This window comes from Pseudomonas sp. MS15a(2019) (assembly GCF_013277805.1).
Taxonomy (GTDB): domain Bacteria; phylum Pseudomonadota; class Gammaproteobacteria; order Pseudomonadales; family Pseudomonadaceae; genus Chryseomonas; species Chryseomonas benzopyrenica.
Window position 1 is genome coordinate 1 of sequence record NZ_VBTN01000004.1, and the last position, 25,175, is coordinate 25,175.

Annotated in this window: 25 protein-coding genes and 1 tRNA gene; 18 read left to right on the forward strand and 8 right to left on the reverse strand. The window is 65.0% G+C overall.

Annotated elements, in window-relative coordinates:
- Positions 1-298 precede the first annotated feature (298 nt).
- Positions 299-2,239: a UvrD-helicase domain-containing protein gene (locus FEZ61_RS07705; protein ID WP_093248810.1), complete on the forward strand. Its 1,941-nt coding sequence runs from the start codon at positions 299-301 to the stop codon at positions 2,237-2,239.
- An 87-nt stretch (positions 2,240-2,326) separates the two neighbouring features.
- Here FEZ61_RS07705 and FEZ61_RS07710 read toward each other — a convergent pair whose 3' ends face one another.
- From FEZ61_RS07710 to FEZ61_RS07725, 4 genes are all read right to left on the reverse strand, one after another.
- Entirely contained in the window at positions 2,327-3,502 is a 1,176-nt protein-coding gene (locus FEZ61_RS07710; protein WP_173148122.1) for an L-rhamnonate dehydratase, read from the reverse strand.
- Between the two features lie 93 nt (positions 3,503-3,595).
- Positions 3,596-4,609, reverse strand: a complete 1,014-nt coding sequence (locus FEZ61_RS07715; RefSeq protein ID WP_173148123.1) for a 4-hydroxythreonine-4-phosphate dehydrogenase PdxA — start codon at positions 4,607-4,609, stop codon at positions 3,596-3,598.
- Positions 4,606-5,556 carry an amidohydrolase family protein gene (locus tag FEZ61_RS07720; protein ID WP_064308874.1) on the reverse strand — a complete coding sequence of 317 codons (951 nt, stop codon included), beginning with the start codon at positions 5,554-5,556 and terminating at the stop codon, positions 4,606-4,608. Before FEZ61_RS07720 ends, FEZ61_RS07715 begins: the two co-directional genes overlap by 4 nt.
- On the reverse strand, positions 5,549-6,871 hold the full coding sequence (locus FEZ61_RS07725; RefSeq protein ID WP_064308875.1) for an MFS transporter: 1,323 nt from the start codon (positions 6,869-6,871) through the stop codon (positions 5,549-5,551). Before FEZ61_RS07725 ends, FEZ61_RS07720 begins: the two co-directional genes overlap by 8 nt.
- A gap of 291 nt (positions 6,872-7,162) precedes the next feature.
- On the opposite strand from FEZ61_RS07725, the gene FEZ61_RS07730 reads away from it, so the two are divergent.
- The 10 genes from FEZ61_RS07730 to FEZ61_RS07775 all read left to right on the forward strand — a co-directional run bounded on the left by FEZ61_RS07730 (position 7,163) and on the right by FEZ61_RS07775 (position 16,325).
- Complete coding sequence (locus FEZ61_RS07730; RefSeq protein ID WP_173148126.1) at positions 7,163-8,161, forward strand: tripartite tricarboxylate transporter substrate binding protein; 999 nt, start codon at positions 7,163-7,165, stop codon at positions 8,159-8,161.
- 28 nt (positions 8,162-8,189) lie between these two features.
- Positions 8,190-8,708: a tripartite tricarboxylate transporter TctB family protein gene (locus tag FEZ61_RS07735; protein WP_064308877.1), complete on the forward strand. Its 519-nt coding sequence runs from the start codon at positions 8,190-8,192 to the stop codon at positions 8,706-8,708.
- Positions 8,705-10,225: a tripartite tricarboxylate transporter permease gene (locus tag FEZ61_RS07740; RefSeq protein ID WP_064308878.1), complete on the forward strand. Its 1,521-nt coding sequence runs from the start codon at positions 8,705-8,707 to the stop codon at positions 10,223-10,225. Before FEZ61_RS07735 ends, FEZ61_RS07740 begins: the two co-directional genes overlap by 4 nt.
- Before the next feature lie 92 nt (positions 10,226-10,317).
- Positions 10,318-11,271, forward strand: coding sequence for a LysR family transcriptional regulator (locus tag FEZ61_RS07745; RefSeq protein WP_064308879.1), 954 nt, complete (start codon positions 10,318-10,320; stop codon positions 11,269-11,271).
- A gap of 128 nt (positions 11,272-11,399) precedes the next feature.
- A complete protein-coding gene (locus tag FEZ61_RS07750) occupies positions 11,400-12,134 on the forward strand; it encodes an SDR family oxidoreductase (protein WP_173148128.1) in 735 nt (244 codons plus the stop codon).
- 199 nt (positions 12,135-12,333) lie between these two features.
- Positions 12,334-13,569: a zinc metallochaperone GTPase ZigA gene (gene zigA / locus FEZ61_RS07755; RefSeq protein ID WP_173148286.1), complete on the forward strand. Its 1,236-nt coding sequence runs from the start codon at positions 12,334-12,336 to the stop codon at positions 13,567-13,569.
- Positions 13,570-13,583: 14 nt separating this feature from the next.
- Positions 13,584-14,483, forward strand: a complete 900-nt coding sequence (gene folE2 / locus FEZ61_RS07760) for a GTP cyclohydrolase FolE2 (protein ID WP_017641779.1) — start codon at positions 13,584-13,586, stop codon at positions 14,481-14,483.
- Positions 14,484-14,595: 112 nt separating this feature from the next.
- Entirely contained in the window at positions 14,596-14,859 is a 264-nt protein-coding gene (locus tag FEZ61_RS07765; RefSeq protein WP_160923203.1) for a hypothetical protein, read from the forward strand.
- A gap of 267 nt (positions 14,860-15,126) precedes the next feature.
- On the forward strand, positions 15,127-15,708 hold the full coding sequence (locus FEZ61_RS07770) for a hypothetical protein (RefSeq protein ID WP_017641777.1): 582 nt from the start codon (positions 15,127-15,129) through the stop codon (positions 15,706-15,708).
- A 395-nt stretch (positions 15,709-16,103) separates the two neighbouring features.
- Entirely contained in the window at positions 16,104-16,325 is a 222-nt protein-coding gene (locus tag FEZ61_RS07775; protein ID WP_143075217.1) for a hypothetical protein, read from the forward strand.
- A 447-nt stretch (positions 16,326-16,772) separates the two neighbouring features.
- On the opposite strand, the gene FEZ61_RS07780 is transcribed toward FEZ61_RS07775, so the two are convergent.
- Positions 16,773-16,860: transfer RNA gene (locus FEZ61_RS07780), tRNA-Ser, on the reverse strand.
- A 127-nt stretch (positions 16,861-16,987) separates the two neighbouring features.
- Here FEZ61_RS07780 and FEZ61_RS07785 point away from each other — a divergent pair.
- The 7 genes from FEZ61_RS07785 to FEZ61_RS07815 all read left to right on the forward strand — a co-directional run bounded on the left by FEZ61_RS07785 (position 16,988) and on the right by FEZ61_RS07815 (position 21,119).
- The gene (locus FEZ61_RS07785) at positions 16,988-17,656 is read left to right on the forward strand and encodes a Bax inhibitor-1/YccA family protein (RefSeq protein WP_017641775.1); all 669 of its coding nucleotides are present in this window, start codon (positions 16,988-16,990) and stop codon (positions 17,654-17,656) included.
- Positions 17,657-17,705: 49 nt separating this feature from the next.
- On the forward strand, positions 17,706-18,101 hold the full coding sequence (gene tusD / locus FEZ61_RS07790) for a sulfurtransferase complex subunit TusD (RefSeq protein WP_017641774.1): 396 nt from the start codon (positions 17,706-17,708) through the stop codon (positions 18,099-18,101).
- 1 nt (position 18,102) lies between these two features.
- Positions 18,103-18,459, forward strand: a complete 357-nt coding sequence (tusC, locus tag FEZ61_RS07795; RefSeq protein WP_017641773.1) for a sulfurtransferase complex subunit TusC — start codon at positions 18,103-18,105, stop codon at positions 18,457-18,459.
- Positions 18,456-18,755: a sulfurtransferase complex subunit TusB gene (gene tusB, locus FEZ61_RS07800; RefSeq protein WP_017641772.1), complete on the forward strand. Its 300-nt coding sequence runs from the start codon at positions 18,456-18,458 to the stop codon at positions 18,753-18,755. The genes tusC and tusB overlap by 4 nt, the downstream gene beginning before the upstream one ends.
- Positions 18,756-18,757: 2 nt before the next feature.
- Entirely contained in the window at positions 18,758-19,072 is a 315-nt protein-coding gene (locus FEZ61_RS07805; protein WP_037064277.1) for a TusE/DsrC/DsvC family sulfur relay protein, read from the forward strand.
- Positions 19,069-20,052, forward strand: coding sequence for a glycosyl transferase family protein (locus tag FEZ61_RS07810; RefSeq protein WP_173148130.1), 984 nt, complete (start codon positions 19,069-19,071; stop codon positions 20,050-20,052). The genes FEZ61_RS07805 and FEZ61_RS07810 overlap by 4 nt, the downstream gene beginning before the upstream one ends.
- 65 nt (positions 20,053-20,117) lie before the next feature.
- Positions 20,118-21,119, forward strand: coding sequence for a glutathione S-transferase family protein (locus tag FEZ61_RS07815; RefSeq protein ID WP_017641769.1), 1,002 nt, complete (start codon positions 20,118-20,120; stop codon positions 21,117-21,119).
- Positions 21,120-21,122: 3 nt separating this feature from the next.
- Here the strand turns inward: FEZ61_RS07815 and cysG are convergent, their stop codons facing one another.
- The 3 genes from cysG to FEZ61_RS07830 are packed head-to-tail and all read right to left on the reverse strand — an operon-like array spanning position 21,123 to position 25,170.
- On the reverse strand, positions 21,123-22,517 hold the full coding sequence (gene cysG, locus FEZ61_RS07820; protein ID WP_064308041.1) for a siroheme synthase CysG: 1,395 nt from the start codon (positions 22,515-22,517) through the stop codon (positions 21,123-21,125).
- Positions 22,517-23,794, reverse strand: a complete 1,278-nt coding sequence (gene serS / locus FEZ61_RS07825; RefSeq protein ID WP_017641767.1) for a serine--tRNA ligase — start codon at positions 23,792-23,794, stop codon at positions 22,517-22,519. The genes cysG and serS overlap by 1 nt, the downstream gene beginning before the upstream one ends.
- 47 nt (positions 23,795-23,841) lie before the next feature.
- The gene (locus tag FEZ61_RS07830; RefSeq protein ID WP_173148132.1) at positions 23,842-25,170 is read right to left on the reverse strand and encodes a replication-associated recombination protein A; all 1,329 of its coding nucleotides are present in this window, start codon (positions 25,168-25,170) and stop codon (positions 23,842-23,844) included.
- Positions 25,171-25,175: the final 5 nt, after the last annotated feature.

The window sequence follows — 25,175 nt, forward strand, 5'->3', positions numbered from 1 at the left end:
GAGGCGAATCCTACAGCATCCTGAGAAGCTGTCAACCCCCTCCGCTTCATCTCGTCATCACCCGAAAGGAGACCAAACAGCGAGGAATCCGTGGACCCCTCGCCCGGCTCAGACCTAAGTGCTTGATTTTCAAGCCGCTTCAGCGTCTGCGCCGGAAGTGGGGCGCATTATAGGGGAGTTTCAGGACAGGTCAACAGGTTATTCCAAGAAACTTTCAGCAGAGACCAAAAAGGCCCACAGAAAGCGACCTGTCACCTGTGCGAGGTAAGATGCGGGCAGACGATGTTTCGAGGACTGCATGACTTCCATCCTGGCTCGCTACCGAAAACAGCTGAGGAATACGCTTGGCGATTGGTTTCCCCGGACCACGCTCTTCCTTAAAGGAGAGCCACCTATTAATGGAGACACCAAGCCAGGCAGCCGCAAGAAGGCAGAGCCGGCCCAAGCCCCCAAGCGCCAGGCCGAGCCGAAGGCCGCCAGCAAAGGTGCAAAAAGGGAGCAATCGACCGTCCAGCCCCCCACCACTACCCCCTCCCCCACCGCCCTCTATGGTCCCGTCTTCACCGTGAAGCGCGCTCAGGAGCAGCGGATGAAGATGCGTGTCGAGCAGGCCGTTACCCAGGGCATCATCCAGCCACCGTCGCCGGAACAATGGAAGATGATCCTGGCTCGCGCCCCGGCGACGCGGATCTTCGCGGGTGCCGGTTCGGGCAAGACCACGACACTGGTACTGCGGGTGGTGTTCATGCTGTGCCACCTCGAGATCCCGCGCGAGCAACTCACCGTCATCTCCTTTACCAAGGCTTCCTGCGAAGAGTTGCGCGCGCAGCTCAAGCGCGTCCTGGCCTTCTGGGAGGTTCCGCTGAATGAAGAGGCGGCACGCGAACTGGTGAGAACCTTTCACTCGGCCCTGGCACAACTGGCGCGCTCAGAGCTGAGGGCGACGCAGTGGTTCGAGCAGTTGTCCACCCAATCGAAAGGTGAGGATGAACCGGATAACGGCATGCTGGCTGGCGCCACGCTGAACGAAGGCCAACGCCAGCTCCTGATACAGGCCTACGAGAATTGCTACCGCGAGGACGCCGGTTTTCGTCGTCGGGTTCATCTGTTGCTGGAACTGGCGGCGCCCAATGAGGAAGAGCCACCTGGCGCCCCGCCCTTGCAGCCCTTCGTACTCAATGGTGAGCGTCAACCGCAACCGCTGCCCGACCTCTTCTATGGCCAAGCCTCGTTCGCCGAAACCCTTGGCCTGAGGGTCGGCGCCATAAAGAGCAGCCAGCTGGAATGCTCGACGCGGGATCGGATCTTCCTGGAGGCCATGCAGCAGTTCTGGCGACACTTCGGCAAGGTGCTGAAGGAACAGCGGCTGATCACCTTCAATACAGCCTTCGCCGTGCTGACGGATCGCCTGGAAAAGAAACCCAGTCGTGCGCTGATTGCCCGCCTGCAACCCTTTACCCATCTGCTGATCGATGAATTCCAGGACATCTCGCCGCAGATCGCCCTCTGGCTGCAGCAGGTGCAACTCAGACTCGCCGAAGAGAAAGCCGCACCCTCGCTGATGGCCATCGGTGACGACTGGCAATCCATCTATGGCTGGCGGGGCAGCTCGCCGGAGCTGTTCATTCATTTCGATCGCTGGTTTCCTGGCCGGACGCCCAGTCAGATGTTGATGCTGGGGACCAACTATCGCTCTTCACCCGCCATCGTGGCGGACGGCGAGCGCATCCTGACGCAGGTGCGTCACAAGCAACCCAAGAAAACCCAGGCCTTTCGTGCAGCAAATGAGCTTGGGCACGGGGTGAAGGTCGTGCCGCAATTCGATATAGGTCGCCAGTTGACCTCATTGCTAGGTGAAATCGAAGCTCAGCGAAGCTATGCAGCGGAGCGAGAACGGCCAGAGCGTTGCGCGGTCATGGTGATGAGTCGCCTGAATGCACCTTTGAAAGCCATCAACGAGCAGCTGGGCCGACAGCCAGGAGTGCGCACCTGCACCATTCACCGCGCCAAGGGACTGCAGGCCGAGGTGGCTATCGTGCTGGACGACGGTCAGCCCCAGCAGCCGCACCCGCTGCGCAATGCGCTCTATGCCGCCAGCGGACATTTCCAGCAGAGCTACGACGATGCCATGGCCGATGAAGCGCTGCGCCTGAGTTATGTGGCGGTGACCCGCGGGGTCAGTCGCGTACTATGGTACACCCGACAACCACGGGGGGCAGCGGCGATCCTGGCGGGGTGAGTCGAACAACGCGGCGACTCGCGCCATTCAGCGTCGCGGCGCTGAAATGGCCACCGCCCTCCCCGCGGGCGGCAGCCAATGGGCGCCCTATTCGATCACATCGAAGTCCTTGAGATGCTCTTCGGACAACTCCAGACCCAGGCCGGGCGTGTCGTCGTCCAGCTGCAGGTAGCCACCGACCGGCTGGGGTTCGCCCTTGAAGACGTAGTAGAAGAGTTCGTTGCCCACTTCGACGTCGAACACCGGGAAGAACTCGGCCATGGGCGAGGCGGTGCTGGCCATGGTCAGGTGGTAGTTGTGCATCTGGCCGGCGTGAGGAATGACCGGCACCGACCAGGCTTCGGCCAGGGCGTTGATCTTGCGCGCGGCGGTGATGCCGCCAACGCGGTTGGTGTCGTACTGAATGACGTCCACCGCGCGGCGCTCGAGGAGGTCCTTGAAGCCGTAGGAGGTGAATTCGTGCTCGCCGCCGGAGATGGGCATGATGCCCATCTTCTTGAGTTCGACGTAGCCTTCGATGTCGTCGGCAATGACTGGCTCCTCCAGCCAGCGTGGTTCGAATTCGGCCAGTTTGGGCAGCATGCGCCGGGCGTATTCCAGGGTCCAGCCCATGTAGCACTCCAGCATGATATCGACGTCAGGGCCGGCCAGTTCGCGCAACGCGCGCACCTGCTCGATGTTACGCCGCATGCCGGCGGGGCCGTCCTTGGGGCCGTAGCCGAATCTCATCTTGAGGGCGTCGAAGCCCTGGTTGAGATAACCCTGGGCTTCTTCCAGGAACAGGTCCAGGTTGTCGTTGGCGTAGAGCTTGGACGCGTAGCAGGGAATCTTTTCCTTGGTACGGCCGCCCAGCAGCTTGAATACCGGCTTGTTCACGGCCTTGCCCATCAGGTCCCAGAGCGCCAGGTCGACGGCGGAGATGGCAGCCATGCCGATGCCCTTGCGGCCCCAGGCGTGGGTGCGACGGTACATCTTCTGCCAGAGGTATTCGTTGTCGAAGGGATCCTGGCCCATGACGATGGGGGTCAGGTACAGGTCGATGATTTCCTTGGCCACTCGCGGCGCCAGGGCGCAGTTGCCGAGGCCGACCAGGCCGCTGTCCGTCTCGATCTCCACCACCAGCCAGCCATGGAAGCGGAAGGAGCCCATGGCGTCGCCGCGTTCGTAGAGGATGTCAGTGGCGTTGGTGCAGAAGTGCGCCTGGGGCGGGACGACCTTGCCTTTCCATTCGAAGACGCGGGTACGGACACTGGTGATTTTCATGGTGAGTTTCCTTTTTCGAGCATGAGTCAGGCCTGCCGGCCCCTTGGGCCGGTTCGGCGGATTTGGTAAGCGCCTAGGGCGCCTCGGTAGCTATCAGTGGCGGGACGTGCCCAGGCGACAGGCGATCTCGAAGGCCTGGCGGGTGGCGCCGACGTTGGCGCGGCCCTGGCCGGCGATGTCGAAGGCAGTGCCATGGGCCGGCGTGGCGATGGGAATGGGCAGGCCGCCCTGGACCGTGACGCCACGGGAGAAGCCCATCAGCTTGATCGCGATCTGGCCTTGGTCGTGGTACATGGTGACCACGGCGTCGAAGGCGCGGGCGTCGCCCTGGACCTTGAGAAAGATGGTGTCAGCCGGATAGGGGCCGTCGGCGGCTATGCCCAGCGTCTTGGCCCGCTCCACGGCCGGACCGATGAGATCGAGCTCCTCGCGGCCGAAGCTGCCGTTGTCGCCATTGTGGGGATTGAGGCCGCAGACGCCGATGCGCGGCCGGGCCAGGCCGCTGCGCTTGAGTTCATTGTCGATCAGCTCGATGGCTTCGATCACCCGTTCCTGGCTGAGCAGGCCGGGGACGTCCTTGAGCGCGACATGGGAGGTCACCCGCGAGGTCCAGAGATCGTCCAGCACGTTGAATTCGCAGAACGGTCCCGTGTACCCCAGGTGCTCGGCGAACCAGTGCAACTCGTCGTTGTGCCCCAGGCCGGCGAGGTGCAGCGAGGTCTTGTTCAGCGGGCCGAAGAGGATGGCATCGGTGTGGCCGGCCTGGGTCAGGTCCAGGGCGACGGCCAGGGTGTCCAGGCTGTAGCGACCACCGACGACGCTGGCTTCGCTACGGGGGAATGCACCCTCGGCGGCCCCGCGATAGGGATACAGCAGGGGTATGTCGTCCTGGAAGTCGAGGGCATCCAGGCTGTCGATGCGGCGATAGGGGTATTCGCAACCGGCGATGCGCATGCCGGTGCGGGCTTCGTCCTCGTCGGCGATGAGCACCATCCGGGCACGACCGCGCACCTCGGCATCGGCCAGCAGGCGAGCGATGAGTTCGGGGCCGATACCGGCCGGATCGCCCAGCACCAGGGCCAGGCGGGGAAGCGTGGAATTGCTCATGCGGAAGTCCTCAGGTAGGGGTCCAGGCGGATGACGTCGGCCACCGGGCGATACAGACGCTGGGCGGTGTCATGGAAGAGTTGGCGTTGGGCTGTGATGGGCAGGTCGGCCACCAGGCGCTTGAAGCCGCCAAGGATGGTGGCGTAGCTGCCGCACAGGCGATCGACGGGAAAGTTGCTGGCGAACATGGCCCGCTCGGGGCCGAAGATGGCGATGGCCTCGCGGACGATCCAGGCATTGTCCTCGGCGCGCCAGGGTTGGCCGGCGAGGCCCAGGCCGGAGATCTTCAACGCCACATTGGGCCATTCGGCCAGGCGGGCCAGGGCGGCGCGCCAGGCGGCCAGGCCTTCGGGACGGCGATCGGACGGCAGGCCGGTGTGGTTGAGGATCAACTGGATGGCCGGGAAGTCCCGCGCCAGGCGGCAGGCCTCGTCGAGATTCCACCAGGGCGTCTGCAGGTCGAAGTGCAGGCCGTGGCGCTGCAGTTCGGCGTAGCCCTGGCGCCAGTGGTCATCGCTCATCAGGGTGCGCTGGCTGCCGACCTCCTCCGGACGACCAGGACCGCTCGGTTTGTGTCTTACGCTACGCACCCGCGCGAAGGCGGCCTGGGCGGCGAGCAGCTCTGCAGCGTCTTCGGCATCCAGCCAGGCCTGAGCGACCATCGCGTTGGGTACGCCATGGCGGCGCGCCAGTTCGTGGACGTAGCGGGTCTCGCCCAGGGGATCGCGGGGATCCCACTCGGTCTCGACGTAGACGGTCTGGACCACGTCATGACCGGCCGCATCGGTGAAGTAGTGCTCGGGGAGGTAGTCGCCCTTGATGGCGCTGTAGTCGCCATAACGGAAGGGAATGGTTTCCTCGCCGGACAGCCAGGGGTGGAAGTTGCGCCGGGGCTCCCAGAAGTGGTGGTGAGCGTCGATGATGGGGCCGCTATAGCGCTCAGTCATGCTGCACCTCCCGCTGGTCCAGGACGATCAGCAGGGTGCCGATGATGAATAGGCCGGAGCAGAGGGCGAAGAAGCCCAGTACCGCCGGATAGCCACCCAGGTGCTGCAGCAGCAGGCCGACCAGAATGGGCACGGCGATACCACCCAGGCTACCGGCCAGGTTCATCACCCCGCCGATCAGACCCACCCGTGCCGGCGCCGCCAGCAGCGCCGGGAAGCTCCAATAGAGGCTGCCCCACATGAGGAAGAAGGCGGTGAGGGACAGCAGTGCCACGGCAGCGTAGGGATCGGTGAGGTGCGGCAGTAGCAGAAAGGCCGCCAAGGCCACTAGGCCGGAGCAGGACAGCAGTCCCTTGGCGGCGAGGCCACGGCGCACGCCCTTACGCACCAGCAGGTCGCAGAGGAAGCCACCCACCAGCGAGCCCACGGCTCCGCAGAGGAAGATGACGAAGGTGGCGGCGCCGATGCCCTTGATGTCGAAGCCACGGGCTTGGGCCAGGTAGCTGGGCCCCCAGGTCAGCAGGCCAAAGAACACCATGGCCCAGCTGGCGCGACCGATGAGGATGCCGGCCAGGGAGCGGCGGGCGATACCCAGGCCCCGGGCGCCAGCCTTGGCCGCCTGGGCCACCGAGGTGGTGCGGCCTTCGTTGATGCATGCGAGTTCAGCGGCATTGACCTCGGGGTGGGTCGCCGGGTCGTCCCGGAGATAGCGCCAGGCGAGCCAGGCCATGGCCAGGGTGGCGATACCGGCGATAAAGAAGGCGGTGCGCCAGGAGCCGAAGACGGCGATCAGGTAGGCGATGAGCAGACCGCCCAGGGCTACTCCCAGGGGACCGCCGCAATCCATCAGCACCGCGCCCCGGCCACGTTCACTGGAGGCCAGCCAGAGCGAATTGAGCTTGCCACCGGCGGGGAACAGCGGTGCCTCGGCAGCGCCCAGGGCGACCCGGGCGAAGATCAGCGACAGGCCGCCGGTGGCGAAGGCGGCCAGGGTCTGGAATACGCCCCAGAGGCCGGTGGACCAGCCGATGACCCGGCGCGGACCGTAGCGATCGATCAGCCAGCCACCGGGAATCTGCAGGAGGGCGTACGCCCAGAAGAAGCTGCTGAGAATCAGCCCCTGGATGGCCGGCGTCAGCTGGAATTCGCGGGCGATGGTAGGCATGGCGATGGACAGGGAGACGCGGTCCACCAGGTTGATGACGGTGAGGCCGAAGATGATGGCGAAGATGCGCCAACGCACGCGGGAGGCCTGCAGGGCCGTGGGTATGGCGGCGGCTTCGTCGAGGTGGTTGGCGCGGGACGTCGAGAGCATGGCGTGACCCCTGATTATTGTTATGGGCGTTCAGCAGCCGGCTGGCGAGGTCGACTATCGGCTGCCAGTTCGATAACCGTCTAATCAAATCTGCACATAGGTGTATAGCCTGAGGATATAGGTGCCTTTCAGGGTTTCGCTGGAGAGCCCTTGGCGCCGAGGTCTCAGCACGCTCACCCGCTACGACATAACCTCAGGCTATCGGTGCATGCCTTTTTTTGAGTGGTCAGGATTGCCCGGGGCTGCGCACACTCGGTCCACCCAAAACAACGACAAGAAAGAGGTAGTCCCATGCGCAGCACCTCCCTGCTCGCCGCCCTCCCCCTGTGTCTGGCCGCTGCGGTGGCTCCCCTGGCCCAGGCCGCCTGGCAGCCCGATGGCAAGGTGGAGATCGTGGTCGCCGGTGGCCCCGGTGGCGGCACCGACCAACTCGGCCGGCTGATCCAGTCGATCATCACCCAGCACAAGCTGCTCGATGCCAGCACCGTGGTGATGAACAAGGGAGGCGGTAATGGCGCCGAGGCTTTTCTGGAGATGAAGCTGGCCAAGGGCGAGGCGGACAAGCTGGTCATCGCCACCAACAACGTCTATCTGCTGCCCCTGACCGCCAAGCTCGGCTACCAGTTGAGCGATCTCACCCCGGTGGCGGCCATCGCCGAGGATGACTTCATCCTCTGGAGCTACGCCGACGCGCTCTGGAAGGATGCCCGCGGCTACATCGACGCCATCAAGCAGGACCCGGCTGGCAAACGCATGGGTGGCAGCCAGTCGAAGGACGTCGACCAGACCCTGACCCTGCTGCTCAATCGCACCGAGGGCACCAAGCTCACCTACATCCCCTTCAAGAGCGGCAGCGAGGCGGCGACCCAGCTGGCTGGCAAGCACATCACCTCCAACGTCAACAATCCCAGCGAGAGCCTGAGCCAGTGGCGCGGTGGACAGGTAGTGCCGCTGTGCGTGTTCAGCCGGAGCCGCATGGCCTATACCGCCAAGGTCACCGAGACCCAGGCGTGGTCGGACGTACCCACCTGCAAGGAGCAGGGCCTGGGTATCGATCAATACCGCTTCCCGCGCACCGTGCTCTTGCCGGGCGGCGTCAGCGAGGAGCAGCGCGTCTTCTATGTGGAGCTCATGCGCAAGGTGAGTCAGACGCCCGAATTCAAGGCCTATATCGAGCGTAACGCCCTGGTGCCGACCTTCCTCGAAGGCCAGGCGCTGCAGGACTACATCGCCCAGGACACCGCTCGGGTCACCCCGGTGTTCGAGGCCGCGGGCTGGCTCAAGCGCTGATCGGCGCACCGACACAGGAGAGACGGCCATGGCCGGAGATTCCCTGATCGCCACCCGCTGGGTGGAACTGGGCGTGGCGGCGTTCACCGCCGGCCTCGGTGGCATCGTGATGATGGGCAGTCTGGAGCAGGGTATCGGCTGGGGCGATGCCGGCCCCGAGCCGGGCTACTTCCCCTTCTACATCGGCCTGCTGCTTGCCCTGGCCAGCCTGGCCACGGCGCTGCAGACCCTGTGGCGCTGGCAGGCGCTGCGCACGGGCTTCGTCGAGCGCGCCGCCTTCGGCCAGGTGCTGCGGGTGTTCCTGCCGATGCTGGCCTTCGTCGTCGCCCTGCCCCTGCTGGGCCTCTATGTCACGGCCTTTTTGTTCATCGCCTGGTTCATGGCGCGCGATCGCCAGCGGCAAAGGCGCTACGGCGCCTGGCAGATCCTCGCCACCGCCGGCGGCGTGAGCCTCGCCAGCTATCTGATCTTCGCCCTCTGGTTCAAGGTGCCACTGGATGCCGGCCCCCTGGCCGACCTCGCCCGCCTGCTGAGGAGCCTGTCATGAGCGAATTCGACTCCCTGATGCACGGGATGGGCCTGATCCTGTCCTTCCATCACCTGGCCCTGATGGTGATCGGCGTGCTGCTCGGCATCCTGGTCGGGGTGCTGCCCGGCCTGGGCGCGCCCAATGGCGTCGCCCTGCTGCTGCCGCTGACCTTCACCATGAGCCCGACCTCGGCCATCATCCTGCTCTCCTGCATGTACTGGGGCGCGCTGTTCGGGGGTTCCATCACCTCCATCCTGTTCAATATCCCGGGCGAACCCTCGTCGGTGGCCACCACCTTCGACGGCTACCCCCTGGCGCGCCAGGGCCGCGCTGGCGAGGCCCTGACCGCAGCCTTCACCTCGGCGCTGCTGGGCGCCTTGGTCGGGGTGCTGCTGCTGACCTTCCTCTCCAGCCGCATCGCCGCCTTCGCCATGGAATTCAGCTCGCCGGAGTTCTTTGCCGTCTACCTGCTGGCCTTCTGCACCTTCATCGGCATGAGCAAGAATCCGCCGCTGAAGACGGTGGCGGCCATGATGATCGGCTTCGCCATGGCGGCGGTGGGCATGGATACCGTCTCCGGCAATCTGCGCCTGACCTTCGATCAACCGGCACTGCTCTCGGGCATCAGCTTCGAGGTGGCGGTGATCGGCCTGTTCGGCATCGGCGAGATCCTCTGCACGGTGGAGGAAGGTCTGGTCTTTCGCGGCGAGCAGGCGCGCATCACCCTGCGTACGGTGCTCGCCACCTGGAAGCAATTGCCGCGCTACTGGCTGACCTGGCTGCGCAGCGCCCTGGTCGGCTGCTGGATGGGCGTGACCCCGGGCGGCCCTACCGCCGCCTCCTTCATGAGCTATAGCCTGGCGCGGCGTTTCTCGAAGAATCGCGAGGGCTTCGGCAAGGGCGAGCTGGAGGGGGTGATCGCGCCGGAGACCGCCGACCACAGTGCCGGCACCAGCGCCCTGCTGCCCATGCTGACCCTGGGTATCCCCGGTTCGGCCACCGCCGCGGTGATGCTCGGCGGCCTGATGATCTGGGGCCTGCACCCGGGGCCGACCTTGTTCGCCGAACAGCACGACTTCGTCTGGAGCCTGATCGCCAGCATGTACCTGGGCAACGTGGTCAGCCTGATCGTGGTGCTGGCGACGGTGCCACTGTTCGCCGCCATCCTGCGCATTCCCTTCTGCATCATTGCGCCCATCATCTTTACCGTCTGCGTGATCGGCGCCTATTCGGTGCACAACAGTCTGTTCGACGTCTGGCTGATGCTCGGCTTCGGCGTCCTTGGCTATGCCTTCAAGAAGCTCGGCTATCCCATCGCCCCCTTGGTGCTGGCGGCGGTGCTGGGCGACAAGGCCGAAGACGCCTTTCGCCAGTCGATGCTGTTCTCCGACGGCCAACTGGGCATCTTCTGGTCCAATCCCCTGGTGGGCAGCCTGACCACCGCGGCGCTGCTGATGCTCTGCTGGCCGCTGCTGGCGCGCGGACTGCAGGCGCTGCGCCAATACGCGCCGCGAGCCAAGGTACGGCCCTCGTGAACGCCCCGGCCTGGCGGGGGCGCACCCCGCCGGCGCCAAGCCGCGGCTCCTGCGCTACCCTAGCCGGCTCCCCTGCCCCGAGGTCCGCCAGCATGACGCGCATTCCCGATGCCCACACCATCCACAGCCGTCTGCGCTTGCGCCAGTTGCGGCTGGTGCTGGCACTGGCGGAATTCGGCTCCCTGCGCCGCGCCGCCGACGACATCGGCATGACCCAGCCGGCCGCCACCAAGATGCTCCACGAGATCGAGAGCCTGCTGGGCGTGGGGCTGTTCGAGCGGCTGCCACGGGGCATGCGCGCCACGGCCTTCGGCGAGACGGTGATCTACTACGCGCGGATGGTGTTCGCCGAACTGTCGGGCATGCGCGAGGAGCTGGTCGCGCTGGAATCGGGCAATCTCGGCCGGGTCGCGGTGGGCGCCATTCCGGCGCTGGCTTCGGGGCTGCTGACCCGCACCATCGCCACCCTTAAGCAGAGTCATCCGCGGCTGTCCATGTCGATCCAGGTGGATACCAGCGATGTGCTGGTCCAGGCGCTCTTGCAGGACCAGCTGGACGTGGTGCTGGGGCGCATTCCCACCGGCGCCCGCGCCGAGGAGCTGCTGTTCGACAGCCTGGGCGAAGAGGTGCTCTGCGTGATCGCCGGCGCGCAGAACCCCCTGGCCCAGGCCACGCACCTGACCTGGGGCGAGTTGCAGGAGCACACCTGGGTGCTGCAGCAGCACCCCAGTCCGATGCGCGCCATCATCAACCAGGCCTTTCACGACGCCCGGGTCGATATTCCCGGCAGCATCGTCGAGACCACCTCCATCATGACCCTGCTGGCGCTGCTACAGCAGACCGACATGCTCGGGGTGACCCCACTGTCGGTGGTCAACGACTACCCCGGTCGCCACCTCCTGGCGGTGCTGCCCATCGCCTTCGAACCCCGGCTGCCGCCCTACGGGCTGATCCGGCGGCGCCATCGGGTGCAGTCGTCGGCCATGCAGACCTTCATGGCCACGGTGCGCAGCGAGCATGGCCGGTTGCGCCAGGAAGACGCCTAAGCACCTTGGCCGCGGATTGCTGCTGGCTCCCAGCTTGGGCATAGTGAAGCGGCCTGCCAGACGCCGGAGCCAACCACCATGCTCGCCTTGTCGCTTCTCGCCTACACTGCTTCCCGCCGGGGCCGCCCATGACCCAGCGCACCATGCTGCTCACCGGCGCCAGCCGCGGGATCGGTCATGCCACCGTCAAGCTGTTCCGCAACCTAGGCTGGCGGCTGCTCACCGTTTCCCGCCAGCCGTTTTCCGCAGAGTGCGCCTGGCCGGAAGCTCGCGATGCGCACATCCAGGCCGATCTCGCCGACCTTTCCCAGATCGACCGCCTGGTCGCCACTGTCCGCGAGCGCCTGCCCAGTGGCAAGCTGCACGCCCTGGTGAACAACGCCGGCATCTCACCCAAGGGGCCCGATGGCAGCCGCCTCGGGGTATTGGCTTCCGATGCCGACACCTGGACCCAGGTGCTCAACGTCAACCTGGTGTCCACCGCCCTGCTCGCGCGCGCCCTGTTGCCGGAGCTGGAAGCGGCCCAGGGCAGCATCGTCAACGTCACCTCCATCGCGGGCTCCCGGGTGCATCCCTTCGCAGGCGTGGCCTATGCCGCCTCCAAGGCGGGCCTCGCCGCGTTGACCCGCGAACTGGCCCATGAATTCGGTCCCCGGGGCGTGCGCGCCAACGCCATAGCGCCCGGCGAAATCGCCACCTCCATCCTTTCGCCCGGTACCGACGGCTTGGTGGAAGCCGAAGTCCCACTCAAACGCCTGGGCACTCCCGACGAAGTCGCCGAGACCATCTATTTCCTCTGCAGTGAACGCTCCAGCTACATCAACGGCGCCGAAATCCATATCAATGGCGGTCAACACGTCTAGGCAGCGCCCGCCTCTGAAGCCCGCCCGCACAGAGTGGGAACGGGCAGCCAGGCCACCACCATCAACGTTCCGGGTGGCGCTTCAGCATCAGGCAGAGGCGCCTTCTTAACGCGCCGTTAATGTTATGTTATAACGTTTATATACATCCCGATGCCTATATCACAGGGATGCATCCGTCCTACGACTTCTTCTACCCGTGATGACCATGACGACCCAAGCCAGCCTTTCCAGCCAGAAACTCCCCGTCACCGTACTGTCCGGCTTTCTCGGCGCCGGCAAGACCACGCTGCTCAACCATATTCTCAATAACCGCGAAGGCCGCCGGGTGGCGGTCATCGTCAACGACATGTCCGAGGTCAACATCGACGCTGCCCTGGTCCGCGACGGCGGCGCCGAGCTGTCGCGCACCGAGGAAAAGCTGGTCGAGATGAGCAACGGCTGCATCTGCTGCACCCTGCGTGAAGACCTGCTGCTCGAGGTGGAGCGGCTCGCCCAGGACGGCCGCTTCGATCAGCTGGTCATCGAATCCACCGGTATCTCCGAGCCGCTCCCGGTGGCCGAGACCTTCACCTTCGCCGGTGAAGACGGTCGCTGCCTCGGTGACGTCGCCCAGCTCGACACCCTGGTCACCGTGGTGGACGCCTTCAACTTCCTGCGCGACTACGCCTCCAGCGACTCCCTAGAGTCCCGCGGCGAGTCTCTCGGCGAGGAAGACGAACGTACCGTGGTCGACCTGCTGATCGAGCAGATCGAATTCTGCGACGTCCTGGTGGTGAACAAGCTGGACCTGGTCGAACCGGCCGAACGCGATCGCCTGCTGGCCATCCTGCGCAGCCTCAATCCTCGCGCGCGGCTGGAATTGGCGAGCTTCGGCGCCGTCCCCCTGGAGCGGGTGCTGCAGACCGGTCTCTTCGACTTCGACGAAGCCGCCAAGGCGCCGGGCTGGCTGCAGGAGCTGCGCGGCGAGCACACCCCCGAGACCGAGGCGTACGGCATCGCAAGCTTCGTCTACCAGGCGCGTCGCCCTTTTCATCCCGAGCGCTTCTTCGCCCTGGTCGAGCAGGAATGGCCAGGCGTGGTCCGTTCCAAGGGCTACTTCTGGCTGGCCAGCCATCCCGCCCATGCCGGCACCTGGTCCCAGGCCGGCGCCGTCGCCCGCCATGGTGTCGCCGGGCGCTGGTGGGCCGCGGTACCGCCCGAGCAATGGCCCGACGATGAAGAAACCGTCGCCATCATCAAGGAGAAATGGCACGAGGGTGTCGGCGATGCCCGCCAGGAACTGGTCCTCATCGGCATGGATATGGACGAAGCCGCACTGCGTGCCCGCCTGGATGCCTGCCTGCTGACCGACACCGAACTCGCCGCTGGCCCCTCGGCCTGGATGCGCCTGCACAACCCCTTCAGCGACTGGCCCCCGGCCGCCGATCCCCACTGAGCCAAGCCCTGCCCATGAACGCCATCCTCCCCGACGTCTCCCTTAGCGAGACCGCCACCCTGCCCGCCGCCCTCGATTGGGTCGGCATGCAGGGCATCGACCTGCCCATCCGTCTCGGCGAAGGCGATCTCGACAGCTTCGTGCCTGCCAGGGCCGACGTTCAGGTCGATCTGCCCGCGGCCACCGCCAAGGGCATCCACATGTCCCGGCTCTACCGGTTACTGGACCGCCTGGGCGAGCCGCTCACGCCCGAACGCCTGCGCTCGCTGCTGGCTGACATGGTCACCAGCCACCGCAGCTGCGACTCCCGCGCCGCCCGGCTGCGCCTCGACTTCGCCCTGCTGGTTCGTCGCCCAGCCCTGGTGACCGCCGAGCTGAGCGGTTGGAAGCGCTATCCAGTGCGCCTGGAAGCCAGTTGGGTTGCCGGCGTCTTCCAGCTCAGCGCCCGCGTCCAAATTCCTTACTCATCCACCTGCCCCTGCTCCGCCTCCCTGGCCCGCCAACTGGTCGAACGGGCCTTTCTCGAAGAGCACGGGACCGCCGAGCACGTGGATCCGGTCACCGTCGCCAGCTGGCTACGCCGCCACGCCTCCCTGGCCACCCCGCACAGTCAGCGCAGCCTGGCACAGGTGCAGGTCAGCATTCCGGCAGGCGCCGTCGACCTCAACCTGCTGCCCTTGATCGACCAGTGCGAAAGGGCCCTGGGCACCCCGGTGCAAACCGCCGTCAAGCGCGCCGATGAACAGGCCTTCGCCGCCCTCAACGGCAGCAATCTGATGTTCGTCGAGGACGCCGCCCGCCGCCTGCTGGTGGCCCTGCGTGATAGCCACCAGGAAGTGCGCATCCATGTGCGCCATCTGGAGAGTCTGCACCCGCACGACGCCTCCGCCTGGGCCTCCAGTTCGCCCGCCTGACCAAGACGCTTCGGCAGCTCTCCTTTTCCAATGCCAGCTTTAGCGCTTTACTGCAAACGAAGCGGTCGCTTTGGGCGACCACTCCCGCTGTCTCGACTTAGGAGCGCCTCCGATGAAATCACGCCTTACCGTAGCAACCCTGACCGTTTTGCTAAGCGTCCTCAGCACGGGCGTCGCGCTGGCCGAAAGCCCGCTGGAAAAGAGCGTCCGCCAGGACGGCCGTGACGTGAGCGAAGACGCGCGCCACGATCGGAAGGAAGTCGACAAGGGTGCGGCCCATGCCGCTGACGAAGCCGACCGCACCGATACCCAGCTGGACAAGGAACGCCACCGCGAAGACAAGAAGGCGGACAAGGAATACAAGAAGACGCTGTAACGCTCGCGGGCAGAGCCCAAGGACGGTCTTGTCCTCCGACTCTGCCCCTTCCCTTCACGCCCCACAGGCTGCGTGAATTTCAACCACTGAACGCAGGCAACCCTCTGGCCTGCCTACCCAACTGATGAGTGTGTCAGGGGCATCCGCCCGGCTGCAGAGCCCGGCAACCGACTCGCTCCCCCATAAATTTGGTGACCTGAATCACATTATTTTGGCATGACGAGTCTGATGGCTTAGACTGCGCGCCTCTCGAAAAAGGAGTTTCGCATGAAGCCATCTCATCTCTTGTTCATCGCCTTCGCCACGCTGCAACTCGCCGGTTGCGCCATCGGCCAGAAGATCGACTACCGCCAGACCGCCCCGCAACTCAGCGTCAAAGCCGACAAGCCGGTTGCCGTCGCGGTACTCGATGAGCGTCCCTATGTGGTCGCCCAAGACAAGGACGCCACCTACGTCGGCAACATCCGCGGCCTCTACTACAATCCCTGGAGCGTCCGCACCTACAGCGGCAGCCCCCTTTCCGCCGACCTGCAGGACGCCGTGCAAAAGGCCCTGGCCCGCGCCGCCATAACCGCCATGCCCAGCCAGGCCAGCGACCGCGCGCCCCAGGGTCAGAAGCTGCTGGTGCTGAAACTGCGGGAATGGAAATCCGACGCCTACATGCGCGTCCGCTTCGACTATGACGTCATCACCCAGGTCCTCGACGACCAGGGCAAGGTGCTCGCCAGCGACGAGATCAAAGGCAGCGGCCCGACCAACAATGTCATCCTCTCGGGCACCCAGGTCCTGGCCAACGCCATCGATGCACCAGCCATCGCTGCCGCCCTGGCCAAGGGCAACACGCCCTGATTGGGACGCCGCACCTCGGCATGAAAAAGCCCGCTTCGCGCGGGCTTTTTCATGCCCACAGGTGCTGGGGCAAGATACGCAGCAGAGCGAATCGCACGGCCATCGAGACGAGCGCCAAGGCGCACGAAAGGTTTCAGCCAGGCTGCAGCGATCAGCGGCTACAGCCTGTCGGAGCAGGAAGACCGGGGTACAAAGTAGTCAGACAGGATCAGGCTAAACCAGTATTCAACCGCCCCGAACGCAACGCTCAGGCTGTGGATTGCGACATCGCGCTGGGCGACGCCTTACTGCAGTTACGGGCCTTGGTTGATCGTGAGAAGCCAACGACCTCCGCACTTCTGCCGCATGCAGTTGTCAGACCACCTCATTCGACGTGACCCTGCTAGGCAAGCAACATGAATGCACCTGTGAAAGAACAGAAGGTGATCAATGCGATTGCCATAGGAACCTGCGTAGCAGCAATGGTCTTGCTGTTGAGCTTCGCTGAAGCCACAATCGCGGCCAATAGCTGGGTACCGCAGCCCAATACCGAAACTGAAAAGGATACTTCAGTTGCGCTATCAATTGACAAGGACAGTGACGCTCTTCGAGTCGAGGCCCCACGGCCGGCTAAATAGCGTCCTGCTTAAATCTGCACTCATTCGTCCGAGATCGCTCACCAGCGATCAGGGCCTACTGGCGCTCACCCTGGGCGCCATGTGTATTGGGCTGGCAACCATCTTCGTGGTGGCCATGGTAGCCGGCTGACGATGGTGCTTGACCAGGGTCGGTAGCTTCGGTGGGTAACCGATAGTTTGGCGATGTTTTGCACGCCCTGACTCAAGCCGTCCTGCCTGCTCATCTCACAAGGCAGTTTCCAACGATCGCACTCAGCTCAGCCCTCGCTCTCGTGCGGGGCCTGGGTTGCCGCGATGCCCAACCTCATCGGGGCGAGTGCTATAGAAGGTCAGGCCTCGGCGCTGTTCCCAAAGAACTTTGGAACTCCTCCTTTTCACTCGCCCAACCGGTCTTGAAATTCGACCCTGCAGACAGCAAAAAGTCCCGTAGGAACGGGGCTTCGAAGATGGCGGAAGCGCAGAGATTCGAACTCTGGGACCCTTGCGAGTCGGCGGTTTTCAAGACCGCTGCCTTAAACCACTCGGCCACACTTCCGTAAGAGGGGCGCATAGTACCTGATGGCAACACACTGTCAAACACTCGCAAGCGATCCTTAAGCAACATTTGCTATCTTCGGGGTCGTACGGTACATCACACCGTTAAATTAGCTTTGGAGTACACCATGAACGAGCGTCAATACGCCTACAACCCTGCCATCGCGCAACCGCGGGACGTCAGCCGTGTATTGCGCAACACCTACGCCCTGCTGGCCATGACCCTGGCATTCAGTGGCCTGGTTGCCTTCGTCTCGCAGCAGATGCGGCTACCCTACCCCAACATCTTCGTGGTACTGATCGGCTTCTACGGCCTGTTCTTCCTGACCATGAAGACCCGTAACAGCGGCTGGGGGCTGGTCAGCACCTTCGCCTTGACTGGCTTCATGGGCTACACCCTGGGCCCGATCCTGAACATGTACCTGGGTCTGCCCAACGGCGGCAGCGTGATCGCTTCGGCTGCCGGCATGACCGCCCTGGCCTTCTTCGGTCTGTCGGCCTACGCGCTGATCAGTCGCAAGGACATGAGCTTTCTCGGTGGCTTCCTGATGGCGGGCTTCTGGATCCTGCTGGGCGCCGTGGTGCTGTCCTTCTTCGTCCAGATCAGTGGTCTGCAACTGGCCATCAGCGCGGGCTTCGTGCTGTTCGCCGCCGCGGCCATCCTGTTCCAGACCAGCGCCATCGTGCACGGTGGTGAAGACAACTACATCATGGCTACCATCACCCTGTACGTCTCGATCTACAATATGTTCATCAGCTTGCTGCAGATCTTTGGATTCGCAAGCAATAACGATTGATCATCGGCGGTAGCCCAAGAGGCCCGCTTCGGCGGGCCTTTTTACATCCATGAAATTTGCCATCGTTATCCTTTCCCCACCCCAGGCGCCTTCGGCCCGTCGGGCCCTGCGCTTCTGTGAGGCACTGCTGGCCGGGGGTCATGAGCTGTCGCGACTTTTTCTCTATCGCGATGGCGTTCATAACGCCTCCCACGCCACCGTCAGTGGCCAGGACGAGTCGGATCTACCCGCTCGCTGGCGTGAGCTGATCGAACGTCACCAGATCGACGCCGTGGTCTGTATCGCCGCCGCCCTCAAACGTGGGCTGCTGGATGAAAACGAGGCACGGCGCTATGAACGTGAGGGCGCGGTGAACGTGCGGGCGCCCTGGCAGCTGTCCGGTCTGGGCCAACTGCATGAGGCGGTGCAGGACGCCGATCGCCTGCTCTGCTTTGGAGGCGACTAGCATGGCCAAGAGCACCCTCGTCATCTCCCGCCAGTCGGCACTGAGCGGCCCCGGTCCGCGCGAGGCCCTGGATATCGTGCTGGCCGGCGGTGCCTTCGAACTGCCCCTGGCGCTGCTGTTCGCCGGTCCTGGCGTGACCCAGTTGCTGGCAGCCGACAGCGCTGCCTTGGAGCAGAAGGATCTGAGTGCCAATCTCTCCGCGCTGCCGCTGTTCGGTGTCGAGGCCATCTACGCCGAAGCCACCGCCCTGCAACGTCTGGGCATCACGCCCGAGCAGTTGCCCGCCTGGGTGACGCTACTGCAGCCCGAAGCCCTGGCGGCGCTGATCCATGACCATGATCAGGTGATCTCCATTTGACTACTCTGCACCTGTTTTCCCGTTCGCCGCTGCTAGATGCCGACGCGCTAGATGGGCTCACCTGGGTGCGCGACGAGGACGCCGTCCTGCTGACGGGAGGCGCCGTCGAAGCGTTGCGCCCAGGCAGCGTCGCGGCAGCGCTGTTGATACAGCTTCCCGCCAAGACGACCCTCTATGCCCTGGCGGAGGATGTCCAGGCCCGTCGCTTACACCCCGAACGAGCCGTGACCCTGATCGACTATCCCACTTTCGTCGACCTTAGCGTGAGCTGCGCCAAGGTCATCAGTTGGACCTGAGCATGGCCCCTCTCGACCTCGACGCCGAAGGCTACCTGCGCGATCTCTCCCAGTGGAGTCCCGAGGTGGCCCAGCACCTGGCACTCAAGGAGGGCATCGAGCTGACCGATCGCCACTGGCAGGTGCTGCAGGCGCTACGCGACTTCTACGCCCAATTCCAGCTTTCGCCGGCCAACCGGCCGCTGATCAAGTACATTGCCCAGACACTGGGCCCGGAACTGGGTACCAGCCTCCAGCTCAACCTGCTGTTCAAGGGCGCGCCAGCCAAGCTCGGCGCCAAACTGGCCGGCTTGCCGAAACCGGATAATTGCCTATGACCTTCACCACGCCCGAAGAGCATCCCTTCGCCGTCTATGTCCGAGCCCTGGGCAAGGGCAAGCGCGGCGCCCGCAGCCTGACCGAGGCCGAGGCGGAAACGGCCATGGGCCTGATTCTCGACGGTCGGGTCACCGATGCCCAGCTCGGTGCCTTTCTCATGCTGCTGAGGCACAAGGAAGAAAGCGCCGAAGAGCTGGCCGGCTTCACCCGTGCCGTCAGGGCGCGGCTGCAGCCGCCAGGTTTCGCCGTCGACCTCGACTGGCCCTCCTACGCCGGCAAGAAGCGTCACCTGCCTTGGTACCTGCTGGCGGTGAAGTGCCTGGCCGGCAGTGGCGTGCGGGTGGTCATGCATGGCGGCGGCACCCATACCGCGGGCCGTCTCTATACCGAGCAATGCCTGCCCGACCTGGGCATGCAGAGGGTCGCTAGCTGGCAGGACGCCGGCACCCTGCTCGACCGGGGCCAGCCGGCCTTCCTACCCCTGGCGGCCTGGATGCCCGAACTGCAGCGGATGATCGATCTCAAGGCCGAGCTCGGCCTGCGCTCGCCGATCCACTCCCTGGTCCGGCTGCTCAATCCCAGCCAGGCGCGTTGCATCCTGCAGAGCATCTTCCATCCGGGTTACCAGGAGGTCCATCGCGAGGCCAGTCGCCTGCTGGGTGACGACAGCATCGTCATCAAGGGCGAAGGCGGCGAAGTCGAGCGCAATCCCGATGTCATCGCCCATCTCTATGGCACTCGTTGCGGTGAAGCCTGGGACGAAAGCTGGCCGGCGCTGACCGAGCGCCGCCAGGTCAAGCCGGAGCGCCTCGACCCGGCGTTGCTGGCCACCACTTGGCGCGGCGAGGCAGAAGACCCCTATGGCCGTCTGGCGGTCATCGCCACCCTGGCCGTGGCCCTCCGCGCCCTGGGTCAGGATCAAGTCAGCGCCCAAAGCGAAGCCGAACGCCGCTGGGAAGCGCGCGACCGCTCGCTCTGACGTCGCCTCAGGAACCCGGAGCGGCTCCCCGGGTTCCTAACCGCAACGCAGCGGAGGATGACGATATGGGCTTGTTGGTCGATGGACAGTGGCAGGACCGTTGGTACGACAATGGCAAGGATGGCCATTTCAAGCGAGAAGAGGCCCAGCGTCGTGACTGGATCGCTCGCATCGAGCAGGCCATTCCCGAAGGGGTCTCGCGCTACGCACCGGAGGCCGGTCGCTACCACCTCTATGTGTCCCTGGCCTGCCCCTGGGCTCACCGCACCCTGATCTACCGCAAGCTCAAGGGCCTCGAAGAGCTGATCGGCGTTTCAGTGGTCAGCTGGTTGATGCGCGAGGAAGGCTGGACCTTCGATACAGCCAAGGGCTCCAGTGGCGACGAGCTCTATCACCTCGACCGCCTCTACCAGCTCTATCAACGCGACCAGGTCGATTACACCGGCCGGGTCACCGTACCGGTGCTCTGGGACCGCCAGGAAGAACGCATCGTCAGCAACGAATCCGCCGAGATCATCCGCATGTTCAATGGCGCCTTCGACGAGCTGACCGGCAATCGCCTGGATCTCTACCCAGAGGCCTTGCGCAGTCGCATCGACGCCCTCAACGACCGCATCTATCCAACGGTCAACAACGGCGTCTACCGAGCTGGCTTCGCCACCACCCAGGAGGCCTATGAAGAGGCCTTCGACGAGGTCTTCGCCACCCTGGACGACCTGGAAAAGCTGCTGCAGACCCAGCGCTATCTGACCGGCGAATGGCTGACCGAAGCCGATTGGCGCCTGTTCACCACCCTGATTCGCTTCGATGCCGTCTACCACGGTCACTTCAAGTGCAACCTGCGGCGCATTCGGGATTATCCGGCGCTACAGGGTTGGCTGCGCGAACTGTATCAGTGGCCGGGGATCGCCGAGACCGTCGACCTCCAGCACATCAAGCATCACTACTACGGCAGCCATGCCCAGATCAATCCGACCGGCATCGTGCCCAAGGGACCGGCCCTGGAGCTGGATCTGCCCCATGGCCGCGAGGCCCTGAGCAGTGCCGGCATCCAGGGTGCGGCCTGAGGATCACACCGCCGTCTGAGCACCTTCGAACCAGGCCAGCTTCTCGCGCAGCGCCACGACCTCGCCGACGATCACCAGGGTCGGCGCATGCACCTCATGCTCGGCGACCAGCTGCGGCAGATCCTGCAAGGTACCGGTGAACACCCGCTGATTGAGCGTGGTGCCCTGCTGCACCAGCGCAGCAGGCGTGGCCGGGTCCTTGCCGTGGGCGATGAGTTGCTCGCAGATGGTCGGCAGCCCCACCAGTCCCATGTAGAACACCAGGGTCTGCCCCGGTGCCACCAGATCGGTCCAGGGCAGATCGGCCGAGCCGTCCTTGAGATGACCGGTGACGAAGCGTACCGACTGGGCATGGTCGCGGTGCGTCAGGGGAATGCCGGCATAGGCCGCACAGCCACTGGCCGCGGTGATGCCCGGCACCACTTGGAAAGGAATGCCTTCGGCCGCCAGCTCTTCGATCTCTTCGCCGCCACGGCCGAAGATGAAGGGATCGCCGCCCTTGAGCCGCAGGACCCGCTTGCCTTCCTGGGCCAGCTTGACCAGCAGGCGATTGAGATCGTCCTGGGGTACCGCATGCTCGGCGCGGCGCTTGCCGACATAGATGCGATCGGCATCGCGCCGGCACATGTCGAGGATGGTCGGCGCTACCAGGCGGTCGTAGAGCACCACGTCGGCCTGCTGCATCAGCCGCAGGGCGCGGAAGGTCAGTAGATCCGGATCGCCGGGACCGGCGCCGACCAGATAGACCTCGCCGCGAAAGGTGGCCGTCTCGCTGGTCAGCTTGGCTTCCAGCAGTTGTTCGGCGGCCTGGGGCTGGCCGGAAAAGACCTTTTCCGCAACCTCGCCCTGGAACACCTCTTCCCAGAAGATGCGTCGCGCCTGCAGATCGGCGAAACGCGTCTTGACCCGGGCGCGGAAGCGCTGCGCCAGTTGCGCCAGCTGACCGTAGGTAGCGGGGATCCAGCTCTCCAGCTTGGCCCGTACCAGGCGGGCCAGCACCGGAGCATCTCCGCCACTGGAAATGGCGATCACCAGCGGCGAACGATCGACGATGGCCGGGAAGATCACGGTGCACAGCTTGGGCGCATCCACCACGTTGACCGGCAGGCCCAGGGCCTGGGCATCGTGGGACACCGCCTCGTTGACCGCGTCGTCATCGGTGGCTGCGATCACCAGGCAATGCCCGGCGAGCTGGTCCGCCGCATAGCGCTCGACCCGGCAACTACCGCCCCGCGCCTCGACAAAGGCACGTACCTCCGGCTCGATCTCCGGCGCCACCAGGGTGATGCGGGCACCGGCTTCGGCCAGCAGCACGCTCTTGCGCAGGGCGATGTCGCCCCCGCCGACCACCAGCACCGGACGGCCATCGAGCTTGTGGAAGAGCGGCAGGTAATCCATCAGCCGATGACCTCGAGGCCACCCATGTAGGGCTTGAGTACCTCGGGGACGCGGATGCTGCCGTCAGCCTGCTGATAGTTCTCCAGCACGGCGACCAACGTACGACCCACGGCCAGGCCGGAGCCGTTGAGGGTGTGCACCAGCTCGGGCTTGCCCTCGGCGTTGCGGTAGCGGGCCTGCATGCGGCGCGCCTGGAAGTCACCGCAGTTGGAGCAGGACGAGATCTCGCGATACTTGCCCTGGCTCGGCACCCAGACTTCCAGGTCGTAGGTCTTGGTGGCGCCGAAACCCATGTCGCCGGTGCACAGCGAAAGCACCCGGTAGGGCAGTTCCAGCCGTTGCAGCACGGTCTCGGCGTGGCCGGTCAGCTCCTCCAGGGCCTGGAAGGAGGTGCTCGGCTCGACGATATGGACCATCTCCACCTTGTCGAACTGGTGCTGACGGATCATGCCGCGGGTGTCGCGACCCGAGGCCCCGGCTTCGCTGCGGAAGCAGGGGGTATGGGCGGTGAACTTCAGCGGCAGGCGCTTGGCGTCGAGGATCTGGCCAGCGACCAGGTTGGTCAGAGTGACCTCGGCGGTGGGGATCAGGTAGAGATCGCTCTCGCCTTCCCGGCCGATCTTGAACAGGTCTTCCTCGAACTTGGGCAGCTGACCGGTGCCCTGCAGGGTCTCGGCCTGCACCAGGTAGGGGGTATAGGTCTCTTCGTAGCCGTGCTCACCGGTGTGCAGGTTGAGCATGAATTGCGCCAGGGCACGGTGCAGACGGGCGATGGGACCGCGCATGACGGCGAAGCGAGCGCCGGAGAAGCGTGCGGCGGTCTCGAAGTCCAGCCAGCCGTGGGTCTCGCCCAGGGCGACGTGGTCCTTGATCTCGAAGTCGAAGTCGCGCGGGGTGCCCCAGCGCCGGACTTCGACGTTGTCGTCTTCATCCTTGCCGACCGGCACCGAGGCGTCGGGCAGGTTGGGCAGGCCCAACAGCAGGGCATCCAGCTCGCCCTGGACCAGATCCAGCTCACGCTTGGCTTCTTCCAGCTCACTGCCCATGCGATCGACTTCGGCCAGCAGCGGCGCGATGTCTTCACCGCGCGCCTTGGCCTGGCCGATGCCCTTGGAGCGGGCGTTGCGCTCGGCCTGCAGGGTCTCGGTGCGGGTCTGCACGGCCTTGCGACGAGCTTCCAACGACTCCACCAGGCTGACGTCGAGGACGTAGCCACGGGTCGCCAGGCGTGCGGCCACCTCCTCGGTTTGGGTGCGAACCAGTTTCGAATCAAGCATGTCCGTGTCTCTTGCTTAGGAATGGGGGCAGCCGCGCCGGCCAGGCGTCAGGAACGCGGCCGGCGCTGGCGCGGGCTGGACCGGTCGAGGTCCGCCAGGTGCTGCAGTTTATCGCGGATCTTCAGCTCCAGCCCACGGGGAACCGGCTCATAGTAACGGCGCGGCTCCAGCTCTTCGGGAAAGTAGTCCTCGCCCGCGGCATAGGCTTCCGGTTCATCGTGGGCATAGCGGTATTCGTCGCCGTAGCCGAGGTTCTTCATCAGCTTGGTCGGCGCATTGCGCAGGTGCAACGGCACCTCGCGCGAGCCGTTCTGGCGCACATCGGCCAAGGCGGCCTTGTAGCCCATATAGACGGCATTGCTCTTGGGCGCGCAGGCCAGATAGACGATCGCCTGGGCGATGGCAAGCTCGCCTTCCGGACTGCCCAGGCGCTCCTGGACATCCCAGGCGTCCAGGCAGAGGCTCAGGGCGCGGGGATCGGCATTGCCGATGTCTTCGCTGGCCATGCGCACCACCCGCCGGGCGATGTACAGCGCATCGCAGCCACCGTCGATCATCCGAGCGAACCAATAGAGAGCGCCATCAGGATTCGAGCCCCGCACCGACTTGTGCAGCGCGGATATCTGGTCATAGAAGGCCTCGCCGCCCTTGTCGAAACGCCGGCGCTGATCGCCGAGCAGACTCTGGAACAGCTCGGCATCCAGGACGCCACCGTCCTCGGCCAGGTCCGCGGCGTTCTCCAGCAGATTGAGCAGCCGCCGGCCATCGCCGTCGGCGACCGCCAGCAGCAGCGCCAGGGCATCGTCGGGCAGGCTCAGGCGCCGATCGCCCAGGCCCTTGGCGCTGGTGAGGGCGCGCTGCGCAAGGCCGCCGAGCGCCTCGTCGTCCAGACTCTTGAGCACATAGACCCTGGCCCGCGACAGCAGCGCGCTGTTGAGCTCGAAGGAGGGATTCTCGGTGGTCGCCCCGATAAAGATCAGGGTGCCGTCTTCGACATAGGGCAGGAAGGCATCCTGCTGCGACTTGTTGAAGCGATGCACTTCGTCGACGAAGAGGATGGTGCGCCGGCGATACTGGGCAGCCTGCTGCTTGGCCACCTCCACCGCATGGCGGATCTCCTTAACCCCGGAAAGCACCGCCGAGAGCGTTTCGAAGTGGGCATCGGAAACCTGGGCCAGCAGCCGCGCCAGGGTGGTCTTGCCCACCCCGGGCGGCCCCCAGAAGATCATCGAATGCAGCGCACCCTGTTCCAGCGCCTCGCGCAGGGGCTTGCCCCGCGCCAGCAGGTGTTGCTGACCCGCGTATTCATCGAGGGTCTCGGGACGCATGCGGGCAGCCAAGGGCTGCCCGACGGGTGCGGTGCTGAAGAGATCCATGAGGT

Bases quoted from the DNA above. Each gene is read 5' to 3' on its own strand.
- FEZ61_RS07710 (WP_173148122.1), bottom strand. From the start codon at position 3,502: ATGAAAATCACCAGTGTCCGTACCCGCGTCTTCGAATGGAAAGGCAAG.
- folE2 (WP_017641779.1), top strand. From the start codon at position 13,584: ATGAACGCCATCCTCCCCGACGTCTCCCTTAGCGAGACCGCCACCCTG.
- FEZ61_RS07720 (WP_064308874.1), bottom strand. From the start codon at position 5,556: ATGACTGAGCGCTATAGCGGCCCCATCATCGACGCTCACCACCACTTC.
- FEZ61_RS07810 (WP_173148130.1), top strand. From the start codon at position 19,069: ATGACCTTCACCACGCCCGAAGAGCATCCCTTCGCCGTCTATGTCCGA.
- FEZ61_RS07805 (WP_037064277.1), top strand. From the start codon at position 18,758: ATGGCCCCTCTCGACCTCGACGCCGAAGGCTACCTGCGCGATCTCTCC.
- cysG (WP_064308041.1), bottom strand. From the start codon at position 22,517: ATGGATTACCTGCCGCTCTTCCACAAGCTCGATGGCCGTCCGGTGCTG.
- serS (WP_017641767.1), bottom strand. From the start codon at position 23,794: ATGCTTGATTCGAAACTGGTTCGCACCCAAACCGAGGAGGTGGCCGCA.
- FEZ61_RS07775 (WP_143075217.1), top strand. From the start codon at position 16,104: ATGAATGCACCTGTGAAAGAACAGAAGGTGATCAATGCGATTGCCATA.
- FEZ61_RS07730 (WP_173148126.1), top strand. From the start codon at position 7,163: ATGCGCAGCACCTCCCTGCTCGCCGCCCTCCCCCTGTGTCTGGCCGCT.
- FEZ61_RS07830 (WP_173148132.1), bottom strand. From the start codon at position 25,170: ATGGATCTCTTCAGCACCGCACCCGTCGGGCAGCCCTTGGCTGCCCGC.
- zigA (WP_173148286.1), top strand. From the start codon at position 12,334: ATGACCATGACGACCCAAGCCAGCCTTTCCAGCCAGAAACTCCCCGTC.
- FEZ61_RS07740 (WP_064308878.1), top strand. From the start codon at position 8,705: ATGAGCGAATTCGACTCCCTGATGCACGGGATGGGCCTGATCCTGTCC.
- FEZ61_RS07750 (WP_173148128.1), top strand. From the start codon at position 11,400: ATGACCCAGCGCACCATGCTGCTCACCGGCGCCAGCCGCGGGATCGGT.
- tusD (WP_017641774.1), top strand. From the start codon at position 17,706: ATGAAATTTGCCATCGTTATCCTTTCCCCACCCCAGGCGCCTTCGGCC.
- FEZ61_RS07815 (WP_017641769.1), top strand. From the start codon at position 20,118: ATGGGCTTGTTGGTCGATGGACAGTGGCAGGACCGTTGGTACGACAAT.
- FEZ61_RS07735 (WP_064308877.1), top strand. From the start codon at position 8,190: ATGGCCGGAGATTCCCTGATCGCCACCCGCTGGGTGGAACTGGGCGTG.
- FEZ61_RS07785 (WP_017641775.1), top strand. From the start codon at position 16,988: ATGAACGAGCGTCAATACGCCTACAACCCTGCCATCGCGCAACCGCGG.
- tusC (WP_017641773.1), top strand. From the start codon at position 18,103: ATGGCCAAGAGCACCCTCGTCATCTCCCGCCAGTCGGCACTGAGCGGC.
- FEZ61_RS07745 (WP_064308879.1), top strand. From the start codon at position 10,318: ATGACGCGCATTCCCGATGCCCACACCATCCACAGCCGTCTGCGCTTG.
- FEZ61_RS07725 (WP_064308875.1), bottom strand. From the start codon at position 6,871: ATGCTCTCGACGTCCCGCGCCAACCACCTCGACGAAGCCGCCGCCATA.
- FEZ61_RS07705 (WP_093248810.1), top strand. From the start codon at position 299: ATGACTTCCATCCTGGCTCGCTACCGAAAACAGCTGAGGAATACGCTT.
- FEZ61_RS07770 (WP_017641777.1), top strand. From the start codon at position 15,127: ATGAAGCCATCTCATCTCTTGTTCATCGCCTTCGCCACGCTGCAACTC.
- FEZ61_RS07715 (WP_173148123.1), bottom strand. From the start codon at position 4,609: ATGAGCAATTCCACGCTTCCCCGCCTGGCCCTGGTGCTGGGCGATCCG.
- FEZ61_RS07765 (WP_160923203.1), top strand. From the start codon at position 14,596: ATGAAATCACGCCTTACCGTAGCAACCCTGACCGTTTTGCTAAGCGTC.